We start from the raw sequence: 24,338 nt of genomic DNA, 5'->3' as shown, positions 1-24,338 counted from the left end.
AGTGCAATTCTTGTCTGACTCATTGAGCTGCGGCTCGCATCGATGGCGCCAGGCCGGCGCCACGCTGGCGATCGGACTGGCGTTGCTCCTGGCGTCCGTTGCGGGGCAGGCCGCACCTGCGCCCGGCGGCAGCGTCATCCGCAACGTGGCCAGGGCCAGCTATGTGCCGGCGGGCTTTGCGCAGACCGAAACCTCCAGCTCGAACAGCGTGGTGGCGAACGTGCTGCCGGTCGAGGCGCTGGTGCTCACGCAGGACCAGGCGGTCACCCGGCCGCCCTCCACCGTGGTCACGCTGAGCCATCTGCTCACCAACACCGGCAACGTGCCCTCGAGCTATGCGCTGGGCTTTGCCAACAATGGCAACGGCTGCGCGGCCGACACACTCGATCTCTCGGCCTTGAGCATCGTGCGCGACATAAACAACAACGGCGTGGCGGATCCCGGGGATCCCGTGGTGCCGCTCGGCGCCCCCGGCGCGCTGGCGCTGCGGCCCGGCGAAACGGCTTCGCTGCTGGTACGGGGGACGATCCCGGCCACTGCGGGCGGCATGGCCTGCGTCGCGCTGACGGCGACCACTGCGTTGCAGAACCTGAGCGCCACCAACCGCGACACCGTGACCGTTGGCGACATGGCGGTGCTCGCCATCACCAAGAGCGCGAGCTATCCGGGCGTCATCGTTCCGGGGCAGACCCGCATCGACTTTTCGGTCTCGGGCACCAACATCGGCGCCCGCGATGCGCAGCCAAGCAATGTCGCCGCGCCGGCCGGCACGCCGGTGCTGGTGAACGGTGCACCCACCAGCCTGGTACTGGTGCGCGACCTGGTGCCCGTCGGCACGCAGTACATCGCCGGCACGCTGCAGAGCACGGCCGCGGGCGCAGTGCGCCTGTTCCGCCTGCCGGGCGATCCGGCCTTCAGCTACCGCACGGCGGACGACGCCGCCGCGATCGAAGTGGCGATCGGCGTGCCCACTGCCGTGTCGCGCAATGCCTCGATCGCGATGCAGTTCGCGGTGCTGGTGCGGACGGACCAGACCGGCGACATCCGCAACACCGCGCAGAGCTACTACAACGACGGCACCGCACCGGTGGTGTCGCCGTCCAACACCGTGCTCATCACCACGAGCCAGAGCCGCATCGGCGTCGCCAAGACCGCCTCGACGCCGCGCGCGAACCGCGGCGCCGATGGCCTGCTCGACGGAACCGCCACCGTGCGCTTCAGCGTCGACGTGCGCAACTACGGCGCCGTGTGGCTCTACGGCGTGCAGGCGACCGACCTGCTCGAAGGCAGCGGCGCCACCCAGTTCGGCAGCTACACGAGCGCGGCGGTGCCGGGCCCCAACCAGTACACGGTGGTGCCGGGCTCGATCGCGATCGCGGGCAACCAGGGCAACACCGTGGGCGGCACCGTGGCCGCCGCGAACAACGCCTTCACCGGCACCGCCGGCGCGCAGAGCCTGCTCGCGCCCGGGGCCGTGCTGCCGGTCGGCGCGCAGGTCATCGTGCAGTTCGACGTTCGCATCAACGTCAACGGGCGCACCGGCACGCTCCTCAACAGCGTGCGTGCGCAGGGCGCGCTGACGCCCGGCGGCGCGCCCGTGGCCTTCGACGATTCGGTCGACGGCGCCAACCCGGACCCGGACGGCGACGGCAACCCGAACAACAACAGCGCACCGACGCCGGTGTCGATGGAGCTTCCGTCGCTCTCGCTCGCCAAGAGCGCCTCGCTGCCCCGGCGCGTGGCACAGGGCGTCTACGAAATCGACTACCGGCTGCTCGTCACGAACACCGGCGTTGCCCCGGCGCCGCACGTGCGCGTGATCGACAACCTGAACTGCACCTTCGACATGGACAAGCCGGAAGGCCTGGTCGCGTCCTGGGAACTGGCTGTCGCGCCCAAGGTCCGCAGCGGGTTGCTCATTGCTGCGGGAAGCTTCACCGGGCGCGCCGCTTGCGACCGCGAGGCGCTTGCCAGCACCGACGCATTCAAGCTGCCGACCGAGGTGGTGCTCAGCCTGACCGACGGCAGCCGCGGGCTGGAGCCCGGCCAGAGCGAGGAAATCAGCTTCACCGTTCGCATCACCCAGAAGCCGGGGGCAGGGGACCGCCGCGTGGCGATCAACAACAAGGCATGGGCCGCGGCCTTCGACCAGAACACCGTCAACGTCACGCCCGCGATGCTGGTTGCAGCCACCGCGAGTTCGGTGCAGTCGCTGCTGGCCGACCCGGCCGGCACGGTCTACAACGCCGTCACGCGCGATCCTGTTCCCGGCGCGGTGGTCACGTTCACGCGGCAGTCGTGCAGCAGCGGGTCGGTGACACCGATGACCGAGGCCGAAATCTACGGCGGCTCCTCGGGCACCTACACGTTCAATGCCGACGGCAGCGTCTCCATGACGACCGGCGCCGACGGCAGCTACCAGTTCTACCTGCAGTCGCCGCCGGTCACGAGCCTGTGCACGTACGCGCTGCATGTGGCGCCCCCGGCGGGCAGCGGCTATGTCTATCCGTCCCAGCTGATCCCCGTGACGGCCGGCACCTTCGGCAGCTGCGGTCCGGTCGTGCCCGGTGCCTTGCCGCCCAAGGGCGCGGAGCCCACGACCCACTATTTCTCGCTCACCGCCGGCTTCAACGCGTCGAACGAAGCGTGCGACGTCATGCACAACCACATTCCGCTCGACCCGGGCAACGTGCTCGGGCTGGTGTTGCGCAAGGAAGGCAGCAAGCGGCAGGTCGAGTTCGGCGACTTCATGGACTACGCGCTGACGGTGACGAACAGGACCGGTTCCCCGGTGAAGGGAATCTCGCTCAGCGACAGCTTGCCGCCAGGCTTCGCCTATGTGAGCAACAGCGCCCGCCTGAACGGCGCGGCGACCGGCAATCCGGTCGGCGGCGCGGGACCGAAGCTGGTGTTCAGCTACCCCACGCTGACGCTCGGTGTCGACCAGATGGCCATGGTGCGCTATCGCGTGCGCGTCGGCGTGGGCGCTCCTACCAACGGAGACGCCATCAACCGTGCGCGCGCCTATTCGGGGCCGCTGCAGTCGAACCTCGCGAACTGGACCGTGCGTGTCACGGGGGGCGTGTTTTCGGACGAGGCCTTCATGTTCGGCAAGGTCTACATGGACTGCAAACCCGACGGCAAGCAGGAGGGCAGCGACGAGATCGGCGTGCCCGGCGTGCGCCTGTTCATGGAAGACGGCACCAACGTCGTCACCGACGTGGAGGGCAAGTGGAGCCTCTACGGGCTCAAGCCGCTCACCCACGTGCTGCGCGTCGACCAGACCACGCTGCCCGCCGGCGCGCGGCTGGAAGTGCTGGACAACCGCAACGCGGGCAGCCCCGAGAGCCGCTTCGTCGATCTGAAGAAGGGCGAGTTCCACAAGGCCAACTTCGTCATCGGCAACTGCGACAGCAAGGCGACGCTGGCCGATGTGGTCGCGCGCCGCGCGGCCATTGCCGCGATTCCGGACACCGAAGCCGAAGCCCAGGTGCGCATGCGCCTGAATGCGGAGGGCCAGATCGTCGCAGTGGGCGACCTGCGCTCGCTGCCCGCCAGCGGCCAGGCGCTCGCCAGCGGCAGCACCGGCTCCACCACCACCTCGTCCGCGCCGCTGATCGCGATGCCCGATGCGCCGGCCAACGCCAGCAGTTTCGTCGGTGCCGGATCGGGCAGCATGAGCGGCACGCTGGGTGCCACGGCTTCGGCCGCGCCGACCCCGGCCGGCAGCCTGTTTGCCGCGCTGAACGGCTTGCCGGCCGCCGCGCAAGGCGTGTCGGCCGCGGGCGGCGCGGCGGCTGGCGTCGGCGCTTTCGCCAGCCGGCCGGTCAATACGTCCGGCGCCATGCTGGAGCCGCGCAGCGCACCGCTGCTGCCGGAAGCCGCGCCCAGCCCCATCGAGCTGGAAGTGCTGCTGCCCCGGATCGAGAGCAACGCTCTCGGCTTCCTCGGCTTGAAGGATGGCGACACCGTTCCCGGCCAGTCGATCAACGTGCGCGTCAAGGGCGAGGCCGGCATGGCGCTGCGCCTTCGCGTCAATGGCCAGGCCATCGACGAGCGGCGCGTCGGCAAGAAGACGCAGCTGCCGTCGAACAGGATCGGCGCCTGGGAATACATCGGCGTGGTGCTGCAACCCGGAACCAATCGCCTGCAGCTCGATGCGGTGGACGATTTCGGCAATGTGCGCGGCAGCGAACAGATCGGCATCGTTGCGCCGGACAAGCTGGGCGCCATCCAGATCGATCTGCCCGAGACGGCGTACGCCGATCTGCGCACACCCGTGATCGTGAAGGTGCGCCTGACCGACGCGGCCGGCGTGCCCGTGACCGCGCGCACCCAGCTCACGCTGGAGGCTGACCGCGGCCGCTGGCTCGACGAGGACCTGAACCCGGCCGAGCCGGGCACCCAGGTTTTCATGGACGGCGGCACTGCCGAGTTCCGCCTGCTGCCGCCGGGCGAGGCGGGCGATGCGCGCCTGCGCGTGACGGCCGGCAGCTTCGTCAAGGAAGTGCGGCTCGCGCTGCTGCCCGAGATGCGCCCGATGATCGGCGTAGGCATCGTTGAAGGCGTGCTCGACTTCACCCAACGCGGCAGCGTGCCGCTCGGCGCCATGCCGGCCGGCGCGGCGTTCGAGGCCGAACTGACGGGGCTCACCGAGGAGCGCGAGAACCGGCGCGCCGCCGCCCGCGCCGCCTTCTTCTTCAAGGGCACCGTCAAGGGCGAGTACCTGCTCACGGCCGCCTTCGATTCCGACAAGACACGCAAGGACCGGCTGTTCCGCGACATCCGGCCCGACGAGTTCTATCCGGTGTACGGCGACTCGTCGGTCAAGGGCTTCGACGCGCAGAGCACGCAGAAGCTGTATGTGCGCATCGACAAGAACCGCTCCTACCTGCTGTATGGCGACTTCACCACCAGCAGCAGCACCGAGGTGCGCAACCTGAGCCAGAGCAATCGCGCGCTCACCGGTCTCAAGCAGGTGTACGAGACCAGCAACGTGCGCGCCACCAGCTACGTCTCCCGCACCGCGCAGACGCAGCAGGTCGAAGAGTTCCGCGCCGTCGGCACATCAGGCCCGTACTACCTGAGCGCCACGGGCGGCGAGTTCGTCGACAACAGCGAGCAGATCGAAGTCGTGGTGCGCGATCGCAACCAGCCCGACATCGTGCTGCAGCGCACGCCGGCCACGCGCTTCGTGGACTATACGGTCGAGCCGCTCACGCGCCGGATCCTGTTCACGCATGCCGTTGCGTCGGCCGACGCCAACCTCAACCCGCAGTCGATCCGCGTCACCTACGAAGTCGACAGCGGCGGTCCGAAGTTCACCGTGGCCGGCACCGACGTGCAGGTCAAGGTGGGGGAGCGCCTGCAACTGGGCGTGGTCGCCAGCACCGACCAGAACCCGGAAAACCACCGCAAGCTGCGCGCGCTGACGGCGGTGGCCCGCCTCGGCGAAAACACCACGGCCGCAGCCGAACTGGTGCGCACCGATTCCGACGCGAAGGGCAAGGGCGAAGGCGGCCGCGTCGAGGTGCGCCACCAGGACGAGAAGCTCGCGGCGGTGGTGCTGGCCAGCAAGACCAGCACCGGTTTCGACAACCCGGGCGCCAGTTTTTCGGCGGGCCGCACCGAGGTCTCCGGCCGCGCCGAATACAAGATCGACGACAACACCGCGGTGCGCGCCGAAGCGCTCTACAGCAAGGACGCGCTGCTGGAGGGCGACCGCAAGAGCGCCAGCGCGAGCCTGCGCAAGAAGCTGGACGACAACATCGTCGCGGAGGTGGGCCTGCGCCACGGCCAGAGCAGCAGCGGCCTCGCCTCGGGTTCCGGTTTCGACTACGGCGAGATCTCCACCTACAACGGCAATCTCGGCAGCCGCGTCGGTGCCGGCAACGTGACGGCGCTCGGCGCGGCGGCGACTGCGAACGCCAAAACCGAGACCGAGAGCCTGACCACCTTGCGCGCGCGCCTGTCGGCCCAGGTGCCGGGCGTGCCGCTGGCCCAGGTCTTCGTCGAGGGCGAGCAGGACCTGAAGCAATCCGACCGCCACACGCTGGCCGTCGGCGGCAACTATGCGATCACGGACAAGACGCGCGTCTACGCACGCTACGAGCTCATCTCCAGCCTGTATGGCAATGCCCAGCTGGACGCCACGCAATCCAACAACGTCGGCATCCTGGGCATCGAGAGCAACTACATGGACGGCGGGCGCCTGTACAACGAGTACCGGCTCGCCGACAGCATGGACGGCAGGACCGGGCAGGCCGCCACCGGCGTGCGCAACACCTTCAAGCTCACCGACCACTTCAGCCTGACCGGCGGCCTCGAGCACACCCGCCGGATGGGCGGCTACACCAACAGCGCCAACAGCGGCACCGGCTACGCGGGCGGACTGGGCGAATCCACCGCCATCACGGCGGGCGTCGAGTACCTCACCGAAACCTACAAGCTCAGCGGCATCCTCGAAGGGCGCAAGGGCGACGACGCGGACACCCGTCTCTTCAGCGCCGGCTTCGGCTACAAGATCACGCCGGCCTGGAGCCTGCTGGCGCGCAGCGTGATGAGCGACAGCGAAGGGCAGGGCATCAACGCAGGCAACGAGCGCCACCTGCAGCGCCACCAGATCGGCATGGCGTACCGCCCGGTCGACGACGACACCTGGAACGCCTTGATACGCTACGAGCGCCGCTCGGAGCGCATCGCGGGCCACGGCAACGCCGCCGGCGCATTGACCGGCGGCAGCGCCTTCGGCGGCGATTCCGGCAACGCCAGCTTGCCGGGCAGCACCAGCGCCGACATCGTCTCGGCGCACCTGAACTACAACCCGCAGCGCGGCAGCGTGCTGAGCGCGCGCTATGCGGGCAAGCTCTCGCGCGCCGACGACGGCTTCCTGGCCAGCAGCTACTGGGCCCACCTGCTGCACGCGCGCTACACCCACGACATCAACAAGGACTGGGACTTCGGCGTGCAGGCCGGCGTGCTCTACGGCAAGGGCGGCGCGCTGCAGAAGACCGCGGGCGTCGAGCTCGGCTACCAGGTGGCGAAGGACCTGTGGATTTCCGCGGGCTACAACTTCGTCGGCCTGCGCGACCGCGACCTGACGGCCAACGAATACACCAGCAAGGGTGCCTACCTCCGGCTGCGCTTCAAGTTCGACGAGACGGGGCTGGGCTTTCCATCGGCCGCCGCCCCCAAGCCGACGGGCATCGCCCTGCAGCCGGAAGCTCCTTCCGACATCGACAAGTCCCCGGTCCCCCCGTCCCCAGAAGAAAAAACCAGTTCAGAAAAATGAACATGCAAAGACTCAAGAACACGCTGCGCTCCACTGCGGGCACTGCAAGGTGGTGGCTCCTGTGCGCGCTGTGGCTGCTGGCCATGCCGCTTTCCGGGCATGCGCAACAGGTGATCACGCCGCAGGGGGGGACGCCGGTCAACGGCACGGTGTTGGGCACCGATCGCGGCGGGGATGCCAGGATTCAGTGCTTCAACGGTTTTCCAACCGGTTTGACGATGTGGGAGCGGCTGAACAGCGCCGCGGTCAACGGCACTTTTGCCAATCTGACCGGCGGGTTGCGCGCGTACCAACTCCGCTGCTCTCCGTTCACGGTGACCGAAGGGGCGACCGCTGCGACCATCGCCTTCGGCGCGGCGACCCAGGGAGGCGTCTGGGGCCGCCCCATCAACGGCATGACGCTGCGCGGTCCGCAAGCTTGCCCGGCCGGCACGGTGATTGCAGTGACGGGCGGCGTCGACCGCATGTTCAACGGCGGGTCGGGCGCCATCTATCCGACGCAGCTCACCTTCACCTGCCGTCCGGTCACGGTGGTGGCGGGCGACTGGTTCCGCGTGGCGGCGACCGGAGGCGCAAGCTACACGCTGGGCATCACAGCCAACGACGGCGGCACCGGCGCCGGCTCGGCGGTGCCGGGGCCCCTGCGCGCCCCGCGGACCATCTGCGCGTATTCGTCAACGACCTCCTGCAACGGCCTGGTCGACCTGGGCGGCGGTGAACTGATCGACGGCGTCGCCGGTATGCGGAGCGAGTTCCCCGACGCACGCGTTTCGCAGCGCATCAGCTTCGTCAACTACGCGTGGAGCCAGGCGCTCGGCGCCAGCACGAACACGGCCACGTGGCGTCCGACCGCGGGCCGCTTGCCGTTCTACCCGCCGACGGTGGCCAACAACACCGCCCGCTACCAGGACAGCTACGAGACCTACGTGGCTGGCGGCAGCAGCTACAGCGGCAGCGCGGTGCCCCCGAGCGGTGTCAGCGTCTACAACTTCGTCAGGACCGGCACCTGCGCCACCGCGCACACGCTCGCGACCCAAGAGGACTACACCTGCACGAACATCATCACCGGCCGGCCCGACCTGCAGGTGCGCGTTGTCGTGCCGCCGGATGCCTGGACCAGCCATGGCCAGCAGCGCAACGTCACGCTCACGGCCAAGAACTTCGGCCCGGGGCGCACCACGGCCACCGACAACTCGACCGCGGTGCTGAGCCTTCCCGCCGGATGGGACGCGGGCACGCTGCCTGCCAACTGCGCCAAGGCCGGCTCGCCGGTGGTGGTGACCTGCCAGGTCAACCCCACGCTGCTGGCGGGCTCCACCGGACCTAACATGACGGACGGCGGCGAAGTCAGCTTCGACATCCCGGTGTTTCCGCAGCCCACTGTCGTGGCTGGCAGCTACCCCGTTGTCAATGGCGCCAAGGTGTGCGTGCAGGCGGCAGCGCCGGGCAACATGCACTACTGCACGGTGCCCAACGATGCGACTGCGAACAACGACGACGGCATTGCGGTGAATGAAACCGACACCGTCGTTCTCGCCTACCTCACGCCGCCCCAGATGCCGCCCCAGGTCACGACCACCGTGGTGTCGAACGGCGGCGTGGGTTCCTTCGCCTTCACAGGAACCAATAGCGCGGCGCCGACCAGCCCGATCGTCACGACGGTACCCGGGCAAGGGCAGGCGGGGCCCACCATGGAACTGGCGACCGCCAGCACCACGACGATCCTGCAGCAGTCCGCACCGCCCGCCGGCTTCGCGCTGAGCAGCATCGCCTGTACCGGCATGTCCCCGGCCGGTACCGCGACCTACGACCTGGCGCTGCGGCGCGTGACCTTCAATGCGGCGGCCACCGACTACGGCGCCAACATCGCCTGTACCTTCACGAACACCCGTGTGGTCGTCACCGTCAGCAAGCTGACCGAAGGTGGAACAGGCAGCTTCTCCTTTACCGGCTCCAACGGCTTCGCCGCGCAGAGCATCACGACCTCCGCGGCCAGTACGCCGGAAGAAGGCGATCCATCGGGCCTGACCACCGTGGGTGCGGCCACCACCATCACCGAAGGCGTGCCGCCCGCCGGCTGGCAGCTCAAGGGCGTCGCCTGCACGGGCATGGGAGCGGGCGGCACTGCCACGGTGAACCTTGCAGCGCGTGCCGTCACCCTGAATGCGGCGGCCACGGCAGCGGGCAGCAACATTGCCTGTACCTTCACCAACACCAAGCTGCCGACGATGACGGTCAGCAAGATTTCCATCGGCGGCACCGACAGCTTTGCCTTCACCGGCACCAACGGCTTCGTTGCTACGAACGTGGCGACGGAGGACGACGGCGTTGCCATTGCCGCAGCCGAACAGGTGCTCGCGGCCGCGAACACCGCGACCAGCATCACCGAAGGCCTGCCGCCGGCGCCCTATGCACTGACCGGCATCAGCTGCACGGGCATGGGCGCGGGAGGTACCGCCACGCCGAACCTCGCCACGCGCACGATCGCGCTGAACGCCGCGGCCGCCGCGCCGGGCAGCAACATCACCTGTACCTTCACCAACACAGTCCAGCCGCAGCTTAAGCTGGTGAAGACCGCCGGCGCCGCGAGCTTTGCGGTCGGCGTGCCATCGAGCTACACGCTCACGCTGACCAACACCGGCCCGGTGGCCACCACCGCTGCCGCCACCATCAGCGACACCGTGCCGGCGACGCTGACGCTCGGCACCATGCCCGCCGGCTGCAGCGCGAGCGCGCAGGTCGTGAGCTGTACGGTGCCCGCGGGGCTCGCGGCCACCACCGGCACCACGGCCTTCGTCATTCCGGTGACCCCGTTGCCGGGCGCGTCGCCGAGCGTGGCCAACACCGCGACGGCCACCGGCGGTGGCGATCCGTCCTGCAACGCGACGGGCAACTGCACGAGCAGCGTGACCACGCCGGTGCTCGGGGAGCCCCGCATCACCCTGCGCAAGACCAAGACCAACATCACCGGCACCCACACCTTCGGCTTTACGCTGACCGGTGTCACCAACCCGACGGACAGCATCGCGGTTACCGCGCTGGCCACGCCGCAGGCCTCCGGCACGGTGCACGTGGGCGCCCCCGGCACCGCGGCAACGGTGCAGGAGTCGAGCGTGCCCGCCGGCTGGCCGGCCAATCCCGTCTCGGTGTCCTGCCTGGACTCCGCGACTGCGGCCAGCGGCAACCCGGCCACCGAACTGGCGACATTCACCGGCAACACGGCCACCCTGCCGGCCGGCGTGATGCGGCCCGCGGCGGCCATCACCTGTACCTTCACCAACACGGCCACCGCGCGTGTTGCGGTGGACAAGACCGCGCCTGCGACCGCCGGGGCCGGCGGCCCCATTGCCTACGGCCTGAGCCTGGCCAACACGGGCCCGGTGGCCACCGGCACTTCGCTGGTCGTGAGCGAGCAATTGCCACCGGGCGTGGTGGCCACCTCCGTGGTGGTCGGCGCCGGCGTAACGTCGGCGAATTGCGGCGCGCTTCCGAGCGCTCCCGGTGCACTGCTCAACTGCACCATGACGCTGCCCGCCGGCGGCATTCCGGCCACCACGGGCGTGCGCGGCTTCACCCTCAACGCGACCGCACCGATCGTGGCGACCGGTACCGTGCTGACCAACTACGCCAGCACCAACGCGAGCGGCGCGGGCGTGCCGGTCACGGCCGCGGGTGCCGGCTGCGTCTCCAGCAGCACGGTGAGCTGCGACAACGCCCAGACCACCATCGTCGTCGGCCCCGCGGCCGGCAGCGAATCGGGCCTGCGCATCGTCACCGACAACCAGCTGGCCAACGGCACCGCGCAGGACGTGCTCGAAGTCTTCATCCGCGACGCGTCCGGCAACGCGGTCCAGGCCGGCACGGTGGTGAGCTTCGGCGCCACGCCGAGCGTCGCCTTCAACGGCGGCGCGGTCGGTGCGGCCGGAAGCTGCACCACCACGGCGGCGGGCATCTGCCAGGTGACCGCGACCAGCACCGTGGCCGCGGTCTACAGCACGACGCAGGTCACGGTGGGAGGCGCGGTCCTGAGCGGCAACTTCAGCGTCGGCGCAGACAGCTACCTGCCGAGCCCGCAGCCCTACCGGTTCGGCACCCGGCCGACGGTGACCATCCGCAAGACCTCGCTCGGCGGGGTGGGCACGTTCAGCTTCACCGGAACCAACGGCCTGGTCGCGCGGAACATCACGACCACCGTGGCCGGTACGCCGGTCGCCACGGCGATTCAGACGCTCACGGCCGCCAATGCGGCCACGACCATCACCGAAGGCGTGCCGCCGGCCGGCTATGCGCTGATCGACGCCTCCTGTACCGGCCTGGGCGCCGGCGGATCGGCCTCGCGCAACGGGCGTGTGCTCACCCTCGATGCGGCAGCCACCGCGCCGGGCAGCAACATCGTCTGTACCTTCACGAATTCCCTCGACACGGGCGTACCACCGCCGCCCGTTGCGCCGACGGTGATGTGCTCGACCAATGCCGCGGTGTTCAATACCGGCTTCGACGGTCCCGTGGGGCCACCGGTGGCGGCCGGGCGTGATCCGGTGTGGGAGTCGGGCATCGGCACGGCGGCCGGCGGCCCGGCCAGCGTGGCCACCTGGGCGCGCTCGTACGTCGGGAACAAGGCGCCGGGCAGCTGGATCGCCTCGCCGTTCGGCAATGCCAACTGGATCTCGCAATACGCGACCAACCATGCGGGCAATGTCGACATTTACCATCGCTTCACCTTCAACATGGCGCCGTCGGTCAATCCGGCGACCTTTGCGCTGAAGCTGGACTTCTATTCCGACAACTCGGTCGCGGCCGTCTACATCAACGGGGTGCTGCAGAGCGTTCCGGGCGTGCCGCAGGGAGGTGCCAGCCCGTACGTCTATGGAGGCTTCGTGGCAGGTGCCGCGGCCAGCACCACGCTGGTCAACAACTGGCAGTCGGGTTCCAACACGGTTGTCGTCCAGATCAAGAGCGGCGCCCCCGCCCAGGGCTTCCTGGCCCAGGCCACCGCCAGCGCGCTCTGTACGCCGGCGGCAGTCAACCTGCAGAAGACCACCACCGGCGGCGCCGGCGGTCCCTTCGGCTTCAACCTGACCAACACCACGCAGGCAAGCGGTACGGTCAGCACTGCCGCCGTCGGTACGCCGACGCAGGTGGACGGCGACACGTCGGCGGCGGGCGTGCAGGCCTTCAGCGCCAAGGTGAGCAACACGGTCATCAGCATCACCGAGCCCGCGGTGCCCGGCTGGCATCTGGTGGGTGCGAGCTGTACCGACGCCGGAACGCCGGTCGGAGGCCTCGGCACCGGCGCGAGCGGGCGGACCTACACCATTCCTACGAGCAGCGTGCAGCTGGGCAAGACGCTGCAGTGCGTGTTCACGAATTCCGCATCGGCCACGGTGACCATTCGCAAGGTCTCCATGGGCGCCACGGGCACCTACGGCTTTACCGGAGACAACGGCCTGACGGCGCAGAGCCTCACCACCACCGCAGTCGGCACGCCAGTCGCGGGCACGATCCAGACCCTTGCGGTGCCGAGCACGGTGACGACCATCACCGAGGATCCGCTGCCCGCCGACTACGCGCTGACCGGCGTCAGCTGTACCGGCCTGGGCGCCGGCGGCACCGCCACGCCCGATCTGCCGAACCGCAAGGTGACGCTCGATGCCGCCGCCACGACGGCGGGCAGCAACATTGCGTGCACCTTCACCAATACCTATACGCCGCCGTATCCACGGGTGCAGATCGTCAAGACCACCATCGGCGGTATCGGCAGCAACCTGTTCAGCTTCGCGCTCAGCGGCCTTTCGGTGGCGACCGACAGCATCACCGTCGTCGGCGACGACAGCATCGAAGGTGCCGCCAACATCACCGGCAGGGCCGGCGTCGGGGTCGCGATCAGGGAAAGCTCGCCGGCGGGCTGGCCGGCCAACCCGATCAGCGCGAGCTGCGTGGACGCGAACAGCGCCACTCCGGCCGCGCCCTTCGGCACGCTGACGGGCAATCAGCTGACCATCCCCGCGGCCAACATGGTCGCCGGCGCGGCCATCACCTGTACCTTCGTGAACGGCTATCCCAAGAACGTGACCGGCCGGGTGTTCCTGGACAACGGCACGGCGGGCGGCATCGCGAACGACGGACTCATCAATGGCGGCGAAACCGGGCTCAGCGGCATCGGCGTGCGGCTGACCGACTGCGCGGCAACGATCTTGTCGACCGCCGTCACCGACGGTACGGGCAAGTACGCGCTGGCCGTTCCTTTCACCGTCGGCACCGGTGACGCGCTGTGCGTGGAAGAAACCAACACGGTGTCGCGCATCTCCACCGGCGCCTCGCTGGGTGTCGTGCAGTTGCCCTCGGGCCAGGCCGTGACCAACTCAGGTACCGCCTACACCTACACCCGCGATGGCACGCCGGACCGCATCGCCTTTACCTGGAACAGCAGCGGCCACGCGGATCTGAACTTCGGCGACGTCGACCGCAACACGCTCGCGACAGACGGCGCCAAGAACGGCCTTCCCGGCAGCACGGTGAGCTATCCGCACACCTTCACCGCGCGAACCGGCGGGGCCGTGAGCTTCGACATCCCGACCTCCGTCGATACACCGACCCTCAGCGGCTGGAGCGGCAAGATCTTTGCCGACACCGGCTGCACCGGCGCACTGCAGGCCGGCGCGGCGCTGCTCTACCCGCCGGCCGTGCCGGTGACCGTGGTCACTGGACAGAACGTCTGCGTCGTGATGCAGGAGTTCATTCCCGCCAATGCGATGAACGGCAACAACAACACCAGCACCGTGCAGGCCAGTTTCGTCTTCACCAACGCCAGCCCCGGCCTGAACGCCACCTACACGGTGACCGACATCACCACCGTGTCGACCAGTGCGCTGGACCTCAAGAAGGAAGTACGAAACGTGACACGCAGCGGCAGCTTCGGCATCAACAACCAGGCCAAGCCCGGCGACACGCTGGAGTACCGCATCGCCTATACCAACAACGGAACGACCCCGATCAGCGGCTTGACGGTCAACGACACGACGCCGCAATACACGGCGTTCATTGCGGCGCAGGCGGACACGACGCCGGCCACGCTCGCGAGCTGCCAGAAGATCACGCCCGCCAACCCGGCCCCGGCTCCGGCCGTGGATTGCACTGCCGCGCAAACGGAGGGTGGAACGGGTGCGCTGAGCTGGAAGTTCACGGGGCCGCCGGACCCCGGCGCGTCGGGCACGGTTCTCTTCACCGTCAAGGTGAACTGAGCATGAGCAACCTCTTGCCAAGAGCCGTCGACGACGGCAGCGAATCGGATGCACGGTCCACACCAGCGTGGAATCGAAGGGCGGTGCAACCGATGAGGTTCGTGAGATCCGAAGGCGCGTGCATCGCGGTGCTCGACCCGGCGATGCGCACGCGCGAATACGCACGCCGAGCCGTTCGAAGACTCGGGCATCAGCCCCAGGCATTCGTGAGCACTGCCGAGATTGCTCGCCGCGGTGCCGCGCCTGCGCCGAAGTTCGACATGGTCTTCCTGGCTGTAGAGGGCGATGCCGAGTCGTCCCTCATGCAGCTGAAAGAGGTCAAGGCGCTGGTCGGGCATTGGACGCCGGTGCTGTGCCTGGCTTCGCGAGATCAAGTGCCGGTGCTGTCGGATCTGCATTGGAATGCGACGAATGAAGTGATCGTGAGCCCGACTTCATTCGTCGAATTCTGCTGTGTCGCGCGCATGTTCATGCGGCGCTTCGGTGTGAGCGTGTCCGAATCCGATCCGGCGTGGGATTGCTATCGCTTTTCTCTGACGAGCGATACCGTGGAGGTTGCGGGCGAGAGGGTTCACCTTCGTGCGATCGACTTCGACGTTGCGTTCGAACTGTTCTCTCATGCGGGCCACACGCTCACGCGCGAGTGGTTGTACTCGACCGTCTGGGACAAACCCGAAGACACGCAGTCACGGACCCTCGACGTCAGCATTTCCCGTTTGCGGCGCGTCCTGGATCTCGAGGCCAATGGCTGGGACCTCCGGGCTGTCCACGGCATGGGATATCGGCTGGACGGTCCGGGCGAGAAAAGCCGGGGTATCGCCTGACGCGAGGCAGGAGGTGATTCGGCGAAGGACGCATGGATCGCTCCAGCTTCTCCTGCGGCCTTGGACATTTTTCACAATCGCAAACAAATGAATATCGCCAATGTCGGGGGGCCGACACAGGCGTTCAATCGGTTCGCACCTCGACGTTTCACAGCGATAGATTCCGCCCACTTCGAGGTCTTGCACGGTCGCTCTGCCTCGGAAAACGCGATCGGCCGGAGGTTCGAAGTGCAGTGCTTCAGTCATTGAAGCAACTCAACCAGCACAACGTATTCGGCGATCTATTTCTATCGAGTACGAGGGAAAAAATGTGAACAAATCATTTCGCAGCATCTGGAGTGAGGCGCTCGGCGCTTGGGTTGCGGTCAGCGAGGTTTGCACGGCGCGCGGCAAGAAATCTTCAAGCATCACGATCGGCGTGGCCCTTCTGGCCACGGCTGCTTTCGGCTGCGCATCGTCCGCCTGGGCGGCCAACGAGTGCGGGGTTGTCGCTTCGGGCGGCACTGTGACTTGCAACGGTGACGGAACGCCCGTGGGGGACGCCAACCCGAACACCACCGGCATTGCGTATGGCGCCGACAACATCAAAGTCATCGTTGACGGCACCGCAGCGCCCGTCACCATCGCGCCGGCCAACAACCATGGTGTTTATTCGTACGGTAGCGGCGCAGGCGATCAACAGATTGAAGTCAATGGCCCTGTCACGATCAATGTGACCGCTCCTGCGGGCAACACTGGAGTCAGTCCTTTTTACGGCGTGCTGGCCGAAGCGAGAGTCGGTAGCGGCCCCGCGGCCAGTACGGCCAATGCGAGCGCCGTCATCAATGGTGCACAGATCACCAGCGTTGGCGAATTCGCACCTGGCGTCACCTCGGTTGCCTACGGCGACGGCAATGCAACCTCGATCCTCAATAGCGGCTCCATCTCCACCACGGGGCAGCAAGGCTCCTCTGTCGGTCTGTATGCCGACACGCGCGGCACAGGCACGGCGACGGTCACGGTGAACGGCGGTTCGATCAGTACCGGCACTGCGGCAGGCGGGTCGCATGCGGCTTACGCCTTGGCGTATGGCAGTGGCGATGCTGTGGCCACCATGACGGGTGGTGTTGCCACCACACAGGCCGCGAATAACTCGGTCATCGTGGCCCAGACACTGGGCTCCGGCGATGCTTACGCCAAAATTTCTGGTGGCACTGCGACGACGAACGGCGCAAGCTCGGTCGTCGTCGCAGTCGGCTCAGGGTCTGGCGATGCGAATGCCAGCCAGACGGGGGGAACGCTGATCGCCAACGGATCGGGTGGCGTCGGGCTGGCCGCGTTGGCCATCGGCACGGGCGCCGCGACCGCATCGATGACGGGTGGCGGTATCGCGACCCAGGGCAGCAACGGCTACGGAATCTGGGCCGCTGTCCTGAACCCAGCCAGCACGGCCGCGGCAACGGCAACCATGGATGCCGCAGCTTCGACGATCACCACGCAGCAGACCGGCGGCTCCGGTATCTACGCACGCAACGACGGCAATGGCGCGGCCATTGCCACGCTGCTGAACGGCCGCATCAGCACGGCGGGCGCCAGCGCTTACGGCCTGCATGCAGAAACGCGCGGCACTGGCGATGCGATTGCCAGTTCTTCGGCAGGCACTTACATCCAGACCAGCGGCACCGAAGGTGCCAAGGGGATCCTTGCCCATGCCATGGGAACCGGCAATGCAACGGCGATCAACAACGGAACCGTGCTGACGACCGGTGCCTCCAGTCTCGATGGCAATTTCGGCGTCTATGCACTTGCGGCAGGCGGTAACGCCAGCGCAGGCAACACCGGAACCGTCACGACCAATGGAACATTCGGCTGGGGCGTCTACGCGTTGACCACTGGCAATGGCACGGCGACGGCCACCTCGAGCGGCGCCATCACGACGAATGGTCCCTATTCCACCGGGATCGGTGCGCATATCGACAATGGTGATTCGTCAAAGCACGGCACGGCGATTGCGACGCTCCAGGCCGCAGGAACCGTCGCGACGAATGGGTCTCCCTACGGCATTGGCGTTTTTGCGGACGTCATGGGCTATGGGGATGCGATTGCCACCAACCAGGGGGCCATCGCGACCAAGGGGCAGTTCGCGAATGGCACGGCAGCCCGCGTGCTTTATGGTGCAGGTGACGCCACGGCCGTGAATCAAGGGACGATATCCACCACTGGTATTGCAGCCCAAGGCATGCAGGCAGCAGTTGATCAGGGCGCTGTGGGCAATGCAACGGCATTGAACACAGGGACGGTCACAACGGTTGGCCAAGATTCGGTTGGTGTTTCAGCGAGCGTCGGAACTGTTGCCAGCACCTCGACGGCGACGGCGATCATGAACGGCGGGACGGTCAGCACATCGGGCACCTCTGCCTCGGGCATCGTCAGCTCCAACGCCGGCCTTGGCCTGGCTGCGGTTCAGATGAATGCGGGCACTGTGACGGCGACAGGCGCGAATGCCGACGGCTTGCAGGCCAAAGCGGCTGCGGGCAACTACCAGGTCGACGCCACGGGCGGCAGCGTGACCAGCGGCAGCGGCGCCGGCGCAGCCATCCATACGCTAGCGGCGGCAGGCGGAAGCGTCAACATCGGCGCGGCGGCAACGGTGAACGGGTCCGCCTCGGGCATCGCCATCCGCGACGGTGATGCCGCCAATACCGGCACCGACACGCTCGGCGGCAATGCCGTCGTCACCACCGCCGGCACCGTGACTGGCGATGCGATCCTCGGCTTGGGCAACGACAGCCTGACGCTCGCCGGTGGCAGCTTCAACGGCACCATCTACGGCGACGACCGCGTTGCCAGCGCCGGCGACGGCAACGACAAGTTCACCTGGTCGGGCGGTACCCTGTCGGGGGGCTTCCGCGGACAGAACGGCTCCGACACGGCACTCGTGTCCGCCGCCAGCTACAACGGCAGCACGATCCTGGACGGCGGCGACGATGTTTCGGCGGCGGACGGATGGGTCGACAAGCTGACCCTGCAGGGCGTGACCGCGACGGCCGGCGGAACCCAGCTGGTCAACTGGGAAAACATCACGCTCGACAACACCCGCCTCACCCTCGCCGGCGCCCCGCTGGTCGTCGGTGCCGGTGTCGACGGCAGCGGTGCCCCGATGGGCCTGTTCATTCAGCCGACCAGCAGCGTGCTGATGGGCGCGAGCACTTTCGCCATCACCGGCGACGTGCACAACGCCGGCCTCATCGACCTGCGCAGCGCGGCCGGCTTGCCCGGCAACGTGCTCACGGTCAACGGCAACTACGCCGGCACCAACGGCCTCGTGCGGCTGAACACGGCCCTGGGCGGCGACGCCAGCGCCACCGACAAGCTGGTCGTCAACGGCAACACCAGCGGCACCACCCGCGTGCTCGTGGCCAATGCCGGCGGCGCCGGCGCCGCCACCGTCAACGGCATCCAGGTGGTTCAGGTCACCGGCACCTCGTCGGAGGGCAACTTCAAGCTGGCCGCGCCGGTGCAGGCCGGCGCCCACGAATACGGTTTGCACCGCGGCGGCCGCATCGACGGCGACGCCAACAGCTTCTACCTGAGCAGCGTCTACAACCCCACGCCGATCCCGACCGCGGTCCCCGGGGCGAGCCCGGTGCCGACGCCGGTGCCAGCACCCGAGGTGTTCCGCCCCGCGGTCCCTGGCTACGTGATGGGCCAGATGGCCACAACCGAACTGGGCCTGGGCCTGCTGGGCAGCCTGCACAAGCGCGTGGCCGAGCAGCAGACGCTCAAATGGGACTACTGCGGCTGTGACGCCAAGGCGCCCGGCGGCCAGGTGTGGATGCGCCTGCACGCGCAACGCCTCGATGTGGACGGCAAGCGCCAGTTCGGCTTCGAACAGGAAATGCAGTATGTCCAACTTGGCAAGGACCTGGCGGTCACCTACAGCGGTGACGCTGGCGACAAGTCGCGCAGCCACACCGGCATCAGCGTGGGATACGGGCGCACCAGCATGAACTTCAGCGACCGCCGCCGCGGCGAAGCCGGCATGGGCTACGACACCGGAAAGATGAAGGGCCAGATGGCGACCCTGGGCGCGTACCACACGCGCTACGCCGACAACGGCAGCTACCTCGACCTGGTCGGCCAGCTGCATGCGGTGCAGAACAAGTACACCGACAAGTACGGCGGCGAGGGCACGCAAAAGGGCGCCGGCGCGGGGCTGAGCGTCGAAGTGGGGCGCCCCTGGCAGATCGGCGACAGCCAGTGGCTGATCGAGCCGCAGGCGCAGCTGAGCTACCAGGTCACGCGCTATCGCGGCTTTGCGGACAACGTGTCTTCGGTGGACGGCTTTACCAGCCAGAGCCTGCGCGGCCGCCTGGGCGGGCGGCTGGCCTGGAACGACAAGGTCGAGCGCGGCGACGCGCTCACGCGCACCAACACCTTCTACGTGACGGCCAATCTGCTGCACGAATTCAAGGATCCGAAGGCCGTGACCATCGGCAGCACCGCAGTGAGCGAGGCGTGGGCCAAGCAGACGTGGGCCGAACTGGGCGTGGGAGCGCAACTGCCGCTGAGCAAGACCGCCTACCTCTATGGCGGCGTGCAGTACCAGCGCTCGCTCAGCGGCACCCACCGCGAGGGTGTCTCGGGGCAGCTCGGTGTGCGGGTGGCGTGGTGAGCGCAGCGCAACCAATGACAAGGTCAAGGAAACAACACATGCAAACGAAGAACACACCGAACTTGCTCGCGCTCGGCGCCTCGGCCCTCGCCACCCTCGCGCTCGCAGGCTGCGGCAGCCTGCATGACGAGCGCTACAACTGGTGCCAGGGGCAAAACTGCGCGCTCACGCCTGTCGTGACACCCACCCCCACGCCCGTTCCGGCACCCGCACAAACGACGACGCGGCGCGTGAATCTCAGCGCCGACACGCTCTTCATCTTCGATCGCTCGAGCGCGGCAGACATGCTGCCGCAGGGCCGCAGCGAACTCGACGCGTTGTCACGTGCGTTGCAAGGCCAGGAGATGCAAGTGCAAAGCCTGACGATCACGGGGCATACGGACCGGCTCGGAGACGGGGCCTACAACGACCGCCTGGCGCTGCAACGTGCCAACACCGTGCGCAACTACCTGAGGGCAGCCGGCGTACGCGCGCCCATGGAAGTGCGCGCTATGGGCGAGCGCGAGCCCGTGACGCGCGATTGCCAGGGCACGCAGCGCACGCCGCGCCTGGTCGCCTGTCTGCAGCCGGACCGCCGCGTGGTGGTGGACATCCTGGGGCAGGCAGAGGGGAAGTGATCAGAGCGAATTTTGAGGACGCAGCGTTGGTGGAGGGCACGCTGCGACTCACGCAGGGCTTCGCACGGTGGCCCGCCTCGGCGATGAGCAAGCTTCTCGCCAACGCGCGCCTCGGCAGGTACGCCAGAGGCGAGATGGTGTCGATCGAGCAGGGAACGCCTGAGACGTTCGTGATCGTGTCGGGACATCTGTTTGTCGGTCACATTCCACCTGGAGGACGTCGGACCCCTGTGGCACTCCTCGGGCCCGGCTATGTGGCCGGGTTCACCCGGACCATTGACCCAGAAAGGGGTGAGGAAGAGGAGGAGAGTCGCATCATCTACGACTTCTGTGCGCTGAACGACGTCACGGTCGTCCGGATGTCGACCCTGCTGGTTCAAAAAATCCTCGACGACGAGCCTGTCCTCTGGAAGGGAATGGCAAAAATGCTGATGAAGCAGCACAGGGTCGTGCTCGATTCGTTGCTCAGCCAGGGCGTCGGCTCGTTTCAGCAGCGGCTGGTCGCGACGATCGAACGTCTGGCGGTGCTGTACGGGGGCAATGACGGAAAGGGAATCAACCTGCGCCTGCGCTTGACGCAGAAGGATCTTGCGACCCTTCTGCAGGTCACCAGGCAGACAGTCAACCAGGCGCTTGGCGTGCTGGTGGCACACGGTGCGATCAGCTTGAACTACAACGCGATCACAGTCCTCGATCTGGATGCGCTGAGAAGGCTGACAGACAGCCCTTAGAACGTGCTTACGATCTTCTAAGCAAAAGATCCATGAATGCGAGATGGATTAATTGCAGGCTGGTGTTGTGAATCGCCGGCGTATTTCTTTCTCTTCACTCAGCCATTTTCGCCAGCAACGGAGATCGTAAACACGCTCCTGGAACGTGTTTACGATCTTCCAGGCAAAGAGCCATGAATGCGAGATGGATGAATTGCAGGCTGGTGTTGAGCAATCGCTCGCAGCCACTCCAGCTTGCGCACTTTTCCACATATCGCTCACACCAATTCTCAAGAACTGTCGTGTGGAGGTTTTGAAGAAGGATGCCGCTCGCTACATTGATCAACAAGATGCCTGCGCGTCTTTCGAACAAATCGTTCATTCGCAAGATCAGGACCCTGTTAACTATTCTTCAGTCACAATTTTCATGACCACGCATCAATCAGTCTCGAGCAAATTGTTGGGCGCATGGGCACCTCACGCTCATGCTGCCAATGCAGGCTCCCCCAGTAGAGAAGCCCGCAAGGGCTTTCTGTTCAGGCGCGAAAGTGAAGTTGGGGGGGCTAAGGAGTGCCGCCAGATCGTTTACGGCACTGCGGCGCTGGAGCAGTTGAAGCGCGAGTTCTTGAAGAACGCCCAGGTGCGAGAGCTTTCCAGTGAAGAGGCCCTGCAGGAATGCCTGCGCGCCCAAGTCGTTCCTTTTTGGCCCGCGCCCACTTCGGGTCCATCCAATCGGGCGGCTAAGCCTCGCCGACCGCGGCTACTGAACGTCGTCCAGTGTTGGCGCCGGTGGGTCAATTTTCGGCCGGCGCCAACAATCCAGTAGGTCATACGGTCGCAACCCCAGGTCCTGGCCATGGAAAAGCTGCGCGCGCTGGCCGAGGAGGTGCGCGCGGAAGGTTGGCCATGGGTGGATTGCGTGACGGAGGGCGATGGCCTCGCGCTGCGCCGCTATGGACAGGCGTCGCAGCAGCGGCGCGCGATGACGCCCGAGGAGGAGGCGGCGTTGGCGGCCATGGACGCCGAGCGCGACCGGCTGGCCGAAGCCCTCGAGACGCTGGAAGCGCAGGGCGACGATCCCGACGCGGCAGACGCCCAGGAGGAGGTCGATGTCGAGGCCGAGGCGCAGCGGTTGTCGAGCGCGCTCGACGATCTGGACGACCGGATCGACGCGGCGCATGCCGCGCTGCTGGCGTGGACGCCCGAGCAGATGGCATGCACCGGGGGGCGTTGCTGCGCATCGACCATCGCGGAGAAGTGGTGGAGACCCGGGGGCTGACACGGCCGGGGACCACCGCTTCGGTTCAGGGGTCGGCGATCCGGAGGGCGAGGGCGGGCCGGGGATGGCGGGTGACGGCGATGGCGAGGAGGCGGGCGCGGGCATAGCGAGAACGCGCGCCGCGTTCAGCGAGAAGCTGATGCGCGATCGCACCGCGCATCGCACTGCCGCGCTGATGCAGGACCCGCACGTGGCGCTGGTGACGCTGGTTCACCGGATGGCGGAGACGGTGTTCGGCCAGTACGGGCGCGGCAACGATGTGGTGAAGGTCCATGTGCATGTGACCAGCGACTACAGCCTTGCGCAGTCGGCCACCGGCTACGAGGCGTCCCCGGCCGGTGCGCTGCTCGTGCGGGCCGCGGCCGATTGGGGGGAGCGCCTGCCCGGCGATCCCCAGGCCCTGTTCCGCTGGCTGATCGCGCAGCCGCGCGATGTGCTGCTCGACCTGCTGGCGTACTGCACCGCCCGCAGCATCGATGCGGTCGTTGCGCGCGAACGCATGGCCGACCAGAACGACGCCATCGCCGAGGCGCTGGGCCTCGACATGGCGGACTGGTGGGCGCCGACCGCCGCGAACTACCTCGGCCATGTCAGCAAGGCGAAGGCGCTCGAAGCAGTGGCAGAGGCGGCCGGCGAGCACGGCACGCCGCTTGTGGCGGCGATGATGAAGAAGGCCGAGGCCGCGGCGCGTTGCGCCCGCCGGCTGGAGGGCACGCGCTGGCTCCCCTCTCCGCTGCGCCCGCTTGCGGCAGCACCACGCCATGGAGAGGAAGAGGCATAGCCGGTAGGTAGGCGGCTCGATCTTCTCGTGCCCCTCGATGCTGGTTTGTCTGTTTTCTTGTTCGGCATGCCGAACATCGAGGGGTTGCCGCGGGGCCCGCCATCGACGATGGCGGGTTTTTTTGTTTCTGTCCTCATATCCCCTTTTTTTTATGCGACGGGGTGACCGGGGGCGTGCGCCGGACCGGCCCGGCGAGGGGGCTCGGATGCGCCTCGAGTGCACACGCGGTCAGGGAGGGCGGTGAGAGGGCGAACATGGGATGCCGAACGTGGGACGCAGAACGCAAAGTCCTTGTGCGGCTATGAGGGCAGGATAGACTGACGTCAGACATTGTTTACTGCAATGGCGTTGCAATGACCAAGCCCTCTCGATTAAGCCGCGTGATTGCGGCGCGCGTATCGCCCGAGACCAAGGCGCGCTTTGACGCGCTGGCCGTGCGCCATCAACTCAACGCATCCAGCCTTCTCGCCAAAATGGTCGACGAAGTGCTCGAGACCAACGGCGAGGTCGCGCGCGAGCGAAGCAATCAACTGTCCACAAGAGATCCAGATGGCGACGTTGGCGCCGCGGATCGCATCACGCTGCGACTTCGACCTGGCGATCGAATGTCGGTGGCCAGACGGGCCGATGCCCGCGGGATGAAAGCCGGCAGCTACCTGGCCATGCTGATCCACAACCATGTACGTTCGGCGGCGGTAATACCACTGGACGAACTAGCTCAGATCAAAGCGGTGGGCGCCCAACTGGCCGCGGTGGGTCGTCAGCTTCGCGTGTTCGGCATGCCGAACAACCCAACAGGGGACACCGCATCCGAGTTGGAAAAGGCGATTACGGCAGTTCGCCGAGAGGTCGAGTCGGCACATGAAGCCACGGCTGCCCTCGTGCATCGCAACCTCCTCAGTTGGGAAACCAGCGGCGAGCGCGGTCATGGCTAAGCAGAT

At 67.3% G+C, this 24,338-nt stretch carries 10 protein-coding genes and 1 pseudogene; all 11 read left to right on the top strand.

Going from position 1 to position 24,338, the window contains the following annotated elements; all coding sequences use genetic code 11:
- The first annotated feature begins 22 nt into the window (after positions 1-22).
- Positions 23-7,291, top strand: a complete 7,269-nt coding sequence (locus tag AC1DFC_RS18140; protein ID WP_478179743.1) for a hypothetical protein — start codon at positions 23-25, stop codon at positions 7,289-7,291.
- A gap of 2 nt (positions 7,292-7,293) precedes the next feature.
- Entirely contained in the window at positions 7,294-14,532 is a 7,239-nt protein-coding gene (locus tag AC1DFC_RS18135) for a beta strand repeat-containing protein (protein ID WP_478179724.1), read from the top strand.
- Between the two features lie 2 nt (positions 14,533-14,534).
- On the top strand, positions 14,535-15,356 hold the full coding sequence (locus tag AC1DFC_RS18130) for a winged helix-turn-helix transcriptional regulator (protein ID WP_478179723.1): 822 nt from the start codon (positions 14,535-14,537) through the stop codon (positions 15,354-15,356).
- A gap of 310 nt (positions 15,357-15,666) precedes the next feature.
- Positions 15,667-15,798 (top strand): annotated as a pseudogene (locus AC1DFC_RS18125) (ESPR domain-containing protein); the annotation flags it as partial.
- 90 nt (positions 15,799-15,888) lie between these two features.
- Complete coding sequence (locus AC1DFC_RS18120) at positions 15,889-20,010, top strand: autotransporter outer membrane beta-barrel domain-containing protein (RefSeq protein ID WP_478179742.1); 4,122 nt, start codon at positions 15,889-15,891, stop codon at positions 20,008-20,010.
- 38 nt (positions 20,011-20,048) lie between these two features.
- Positions 20,049-20,627: an OmpA family protein gene (locus AC1DFC_RS18115; RefSeq protein WP_478179722.1), complete on the top strand. Its 579-nt coding sequence runs from the start codon at positions 20,049-20,051 to the stop codon at positions 20,625-20,627.
- A gap of 83 nt (positions 20,628-20,710) precedes the next feature.
- Positions 20,711-21,358, top strand: a complete 648-nt coding sequence (locus tag AC1DFC_RS18110) for a Crp/Fnr family transcriptional regulator (RefSeq protein ID WP_478179721.1) — start codon at positions 20,711-20,713, stop codon at positions 21,356-21,358.
- 145 nt (positions 21,359-21,503) lie between these two features.
- A complete protein-coding gene (locus AC1DFC_RS18105) occupies positions 21,504-22,163 on the top strand; it encodes a hypothetical protein (protein ID WP_478179745.1) in 660 nt (219 codons plus the stop codon).
- 30 nt (positions 22,164-22,193) lie between these two features.
- A complete protein-coding gene (locus AC1DFC_RS18100; RefSeq protein WP_478179720.1) occupies positions 22,194-22,616 on the top strand; it encodes a hypothetical protein in 423 nt (140 codons plus the stop codon).
- Positions 22,617-22,755: 139 nt separating this feature from the next.
- Positions 22,756-23,397, top strand: a complete 642-nt coding sequence (locus tag AC1DFC_RS18095) for a hypothetical protein (RefSeq protein WP_478179719.1) — start codon at positions 22,756-22,758, stop codon at positions 23,395-23,397.
- 353 nt (positions 23,398-23,750) lie between these two features.
- Positions 23,751-24,332 carry a hypothetical protein gene (locus tag AC1DFC_RS18090; RefSeq protein WP_478179718.1) on the top strand — a complete coding sequence of 194 codons (582 nt, stop codon included), beginning with the start codon at positions 23,751-23,753 and terminating at the stop codon, positions 24,330-24,332.
- The last annotated feature ends 6 nt before the right edge of the window (positions 24,333-24,338 follow it).

It is taken from the genome of Variovorax sp. 10L421, from assembly GCF_056395365.1.
Note: the sequence above shows the minus strand (reverse complement) of the source record. Positions and strands in the feature narration are given on the sequence as shown.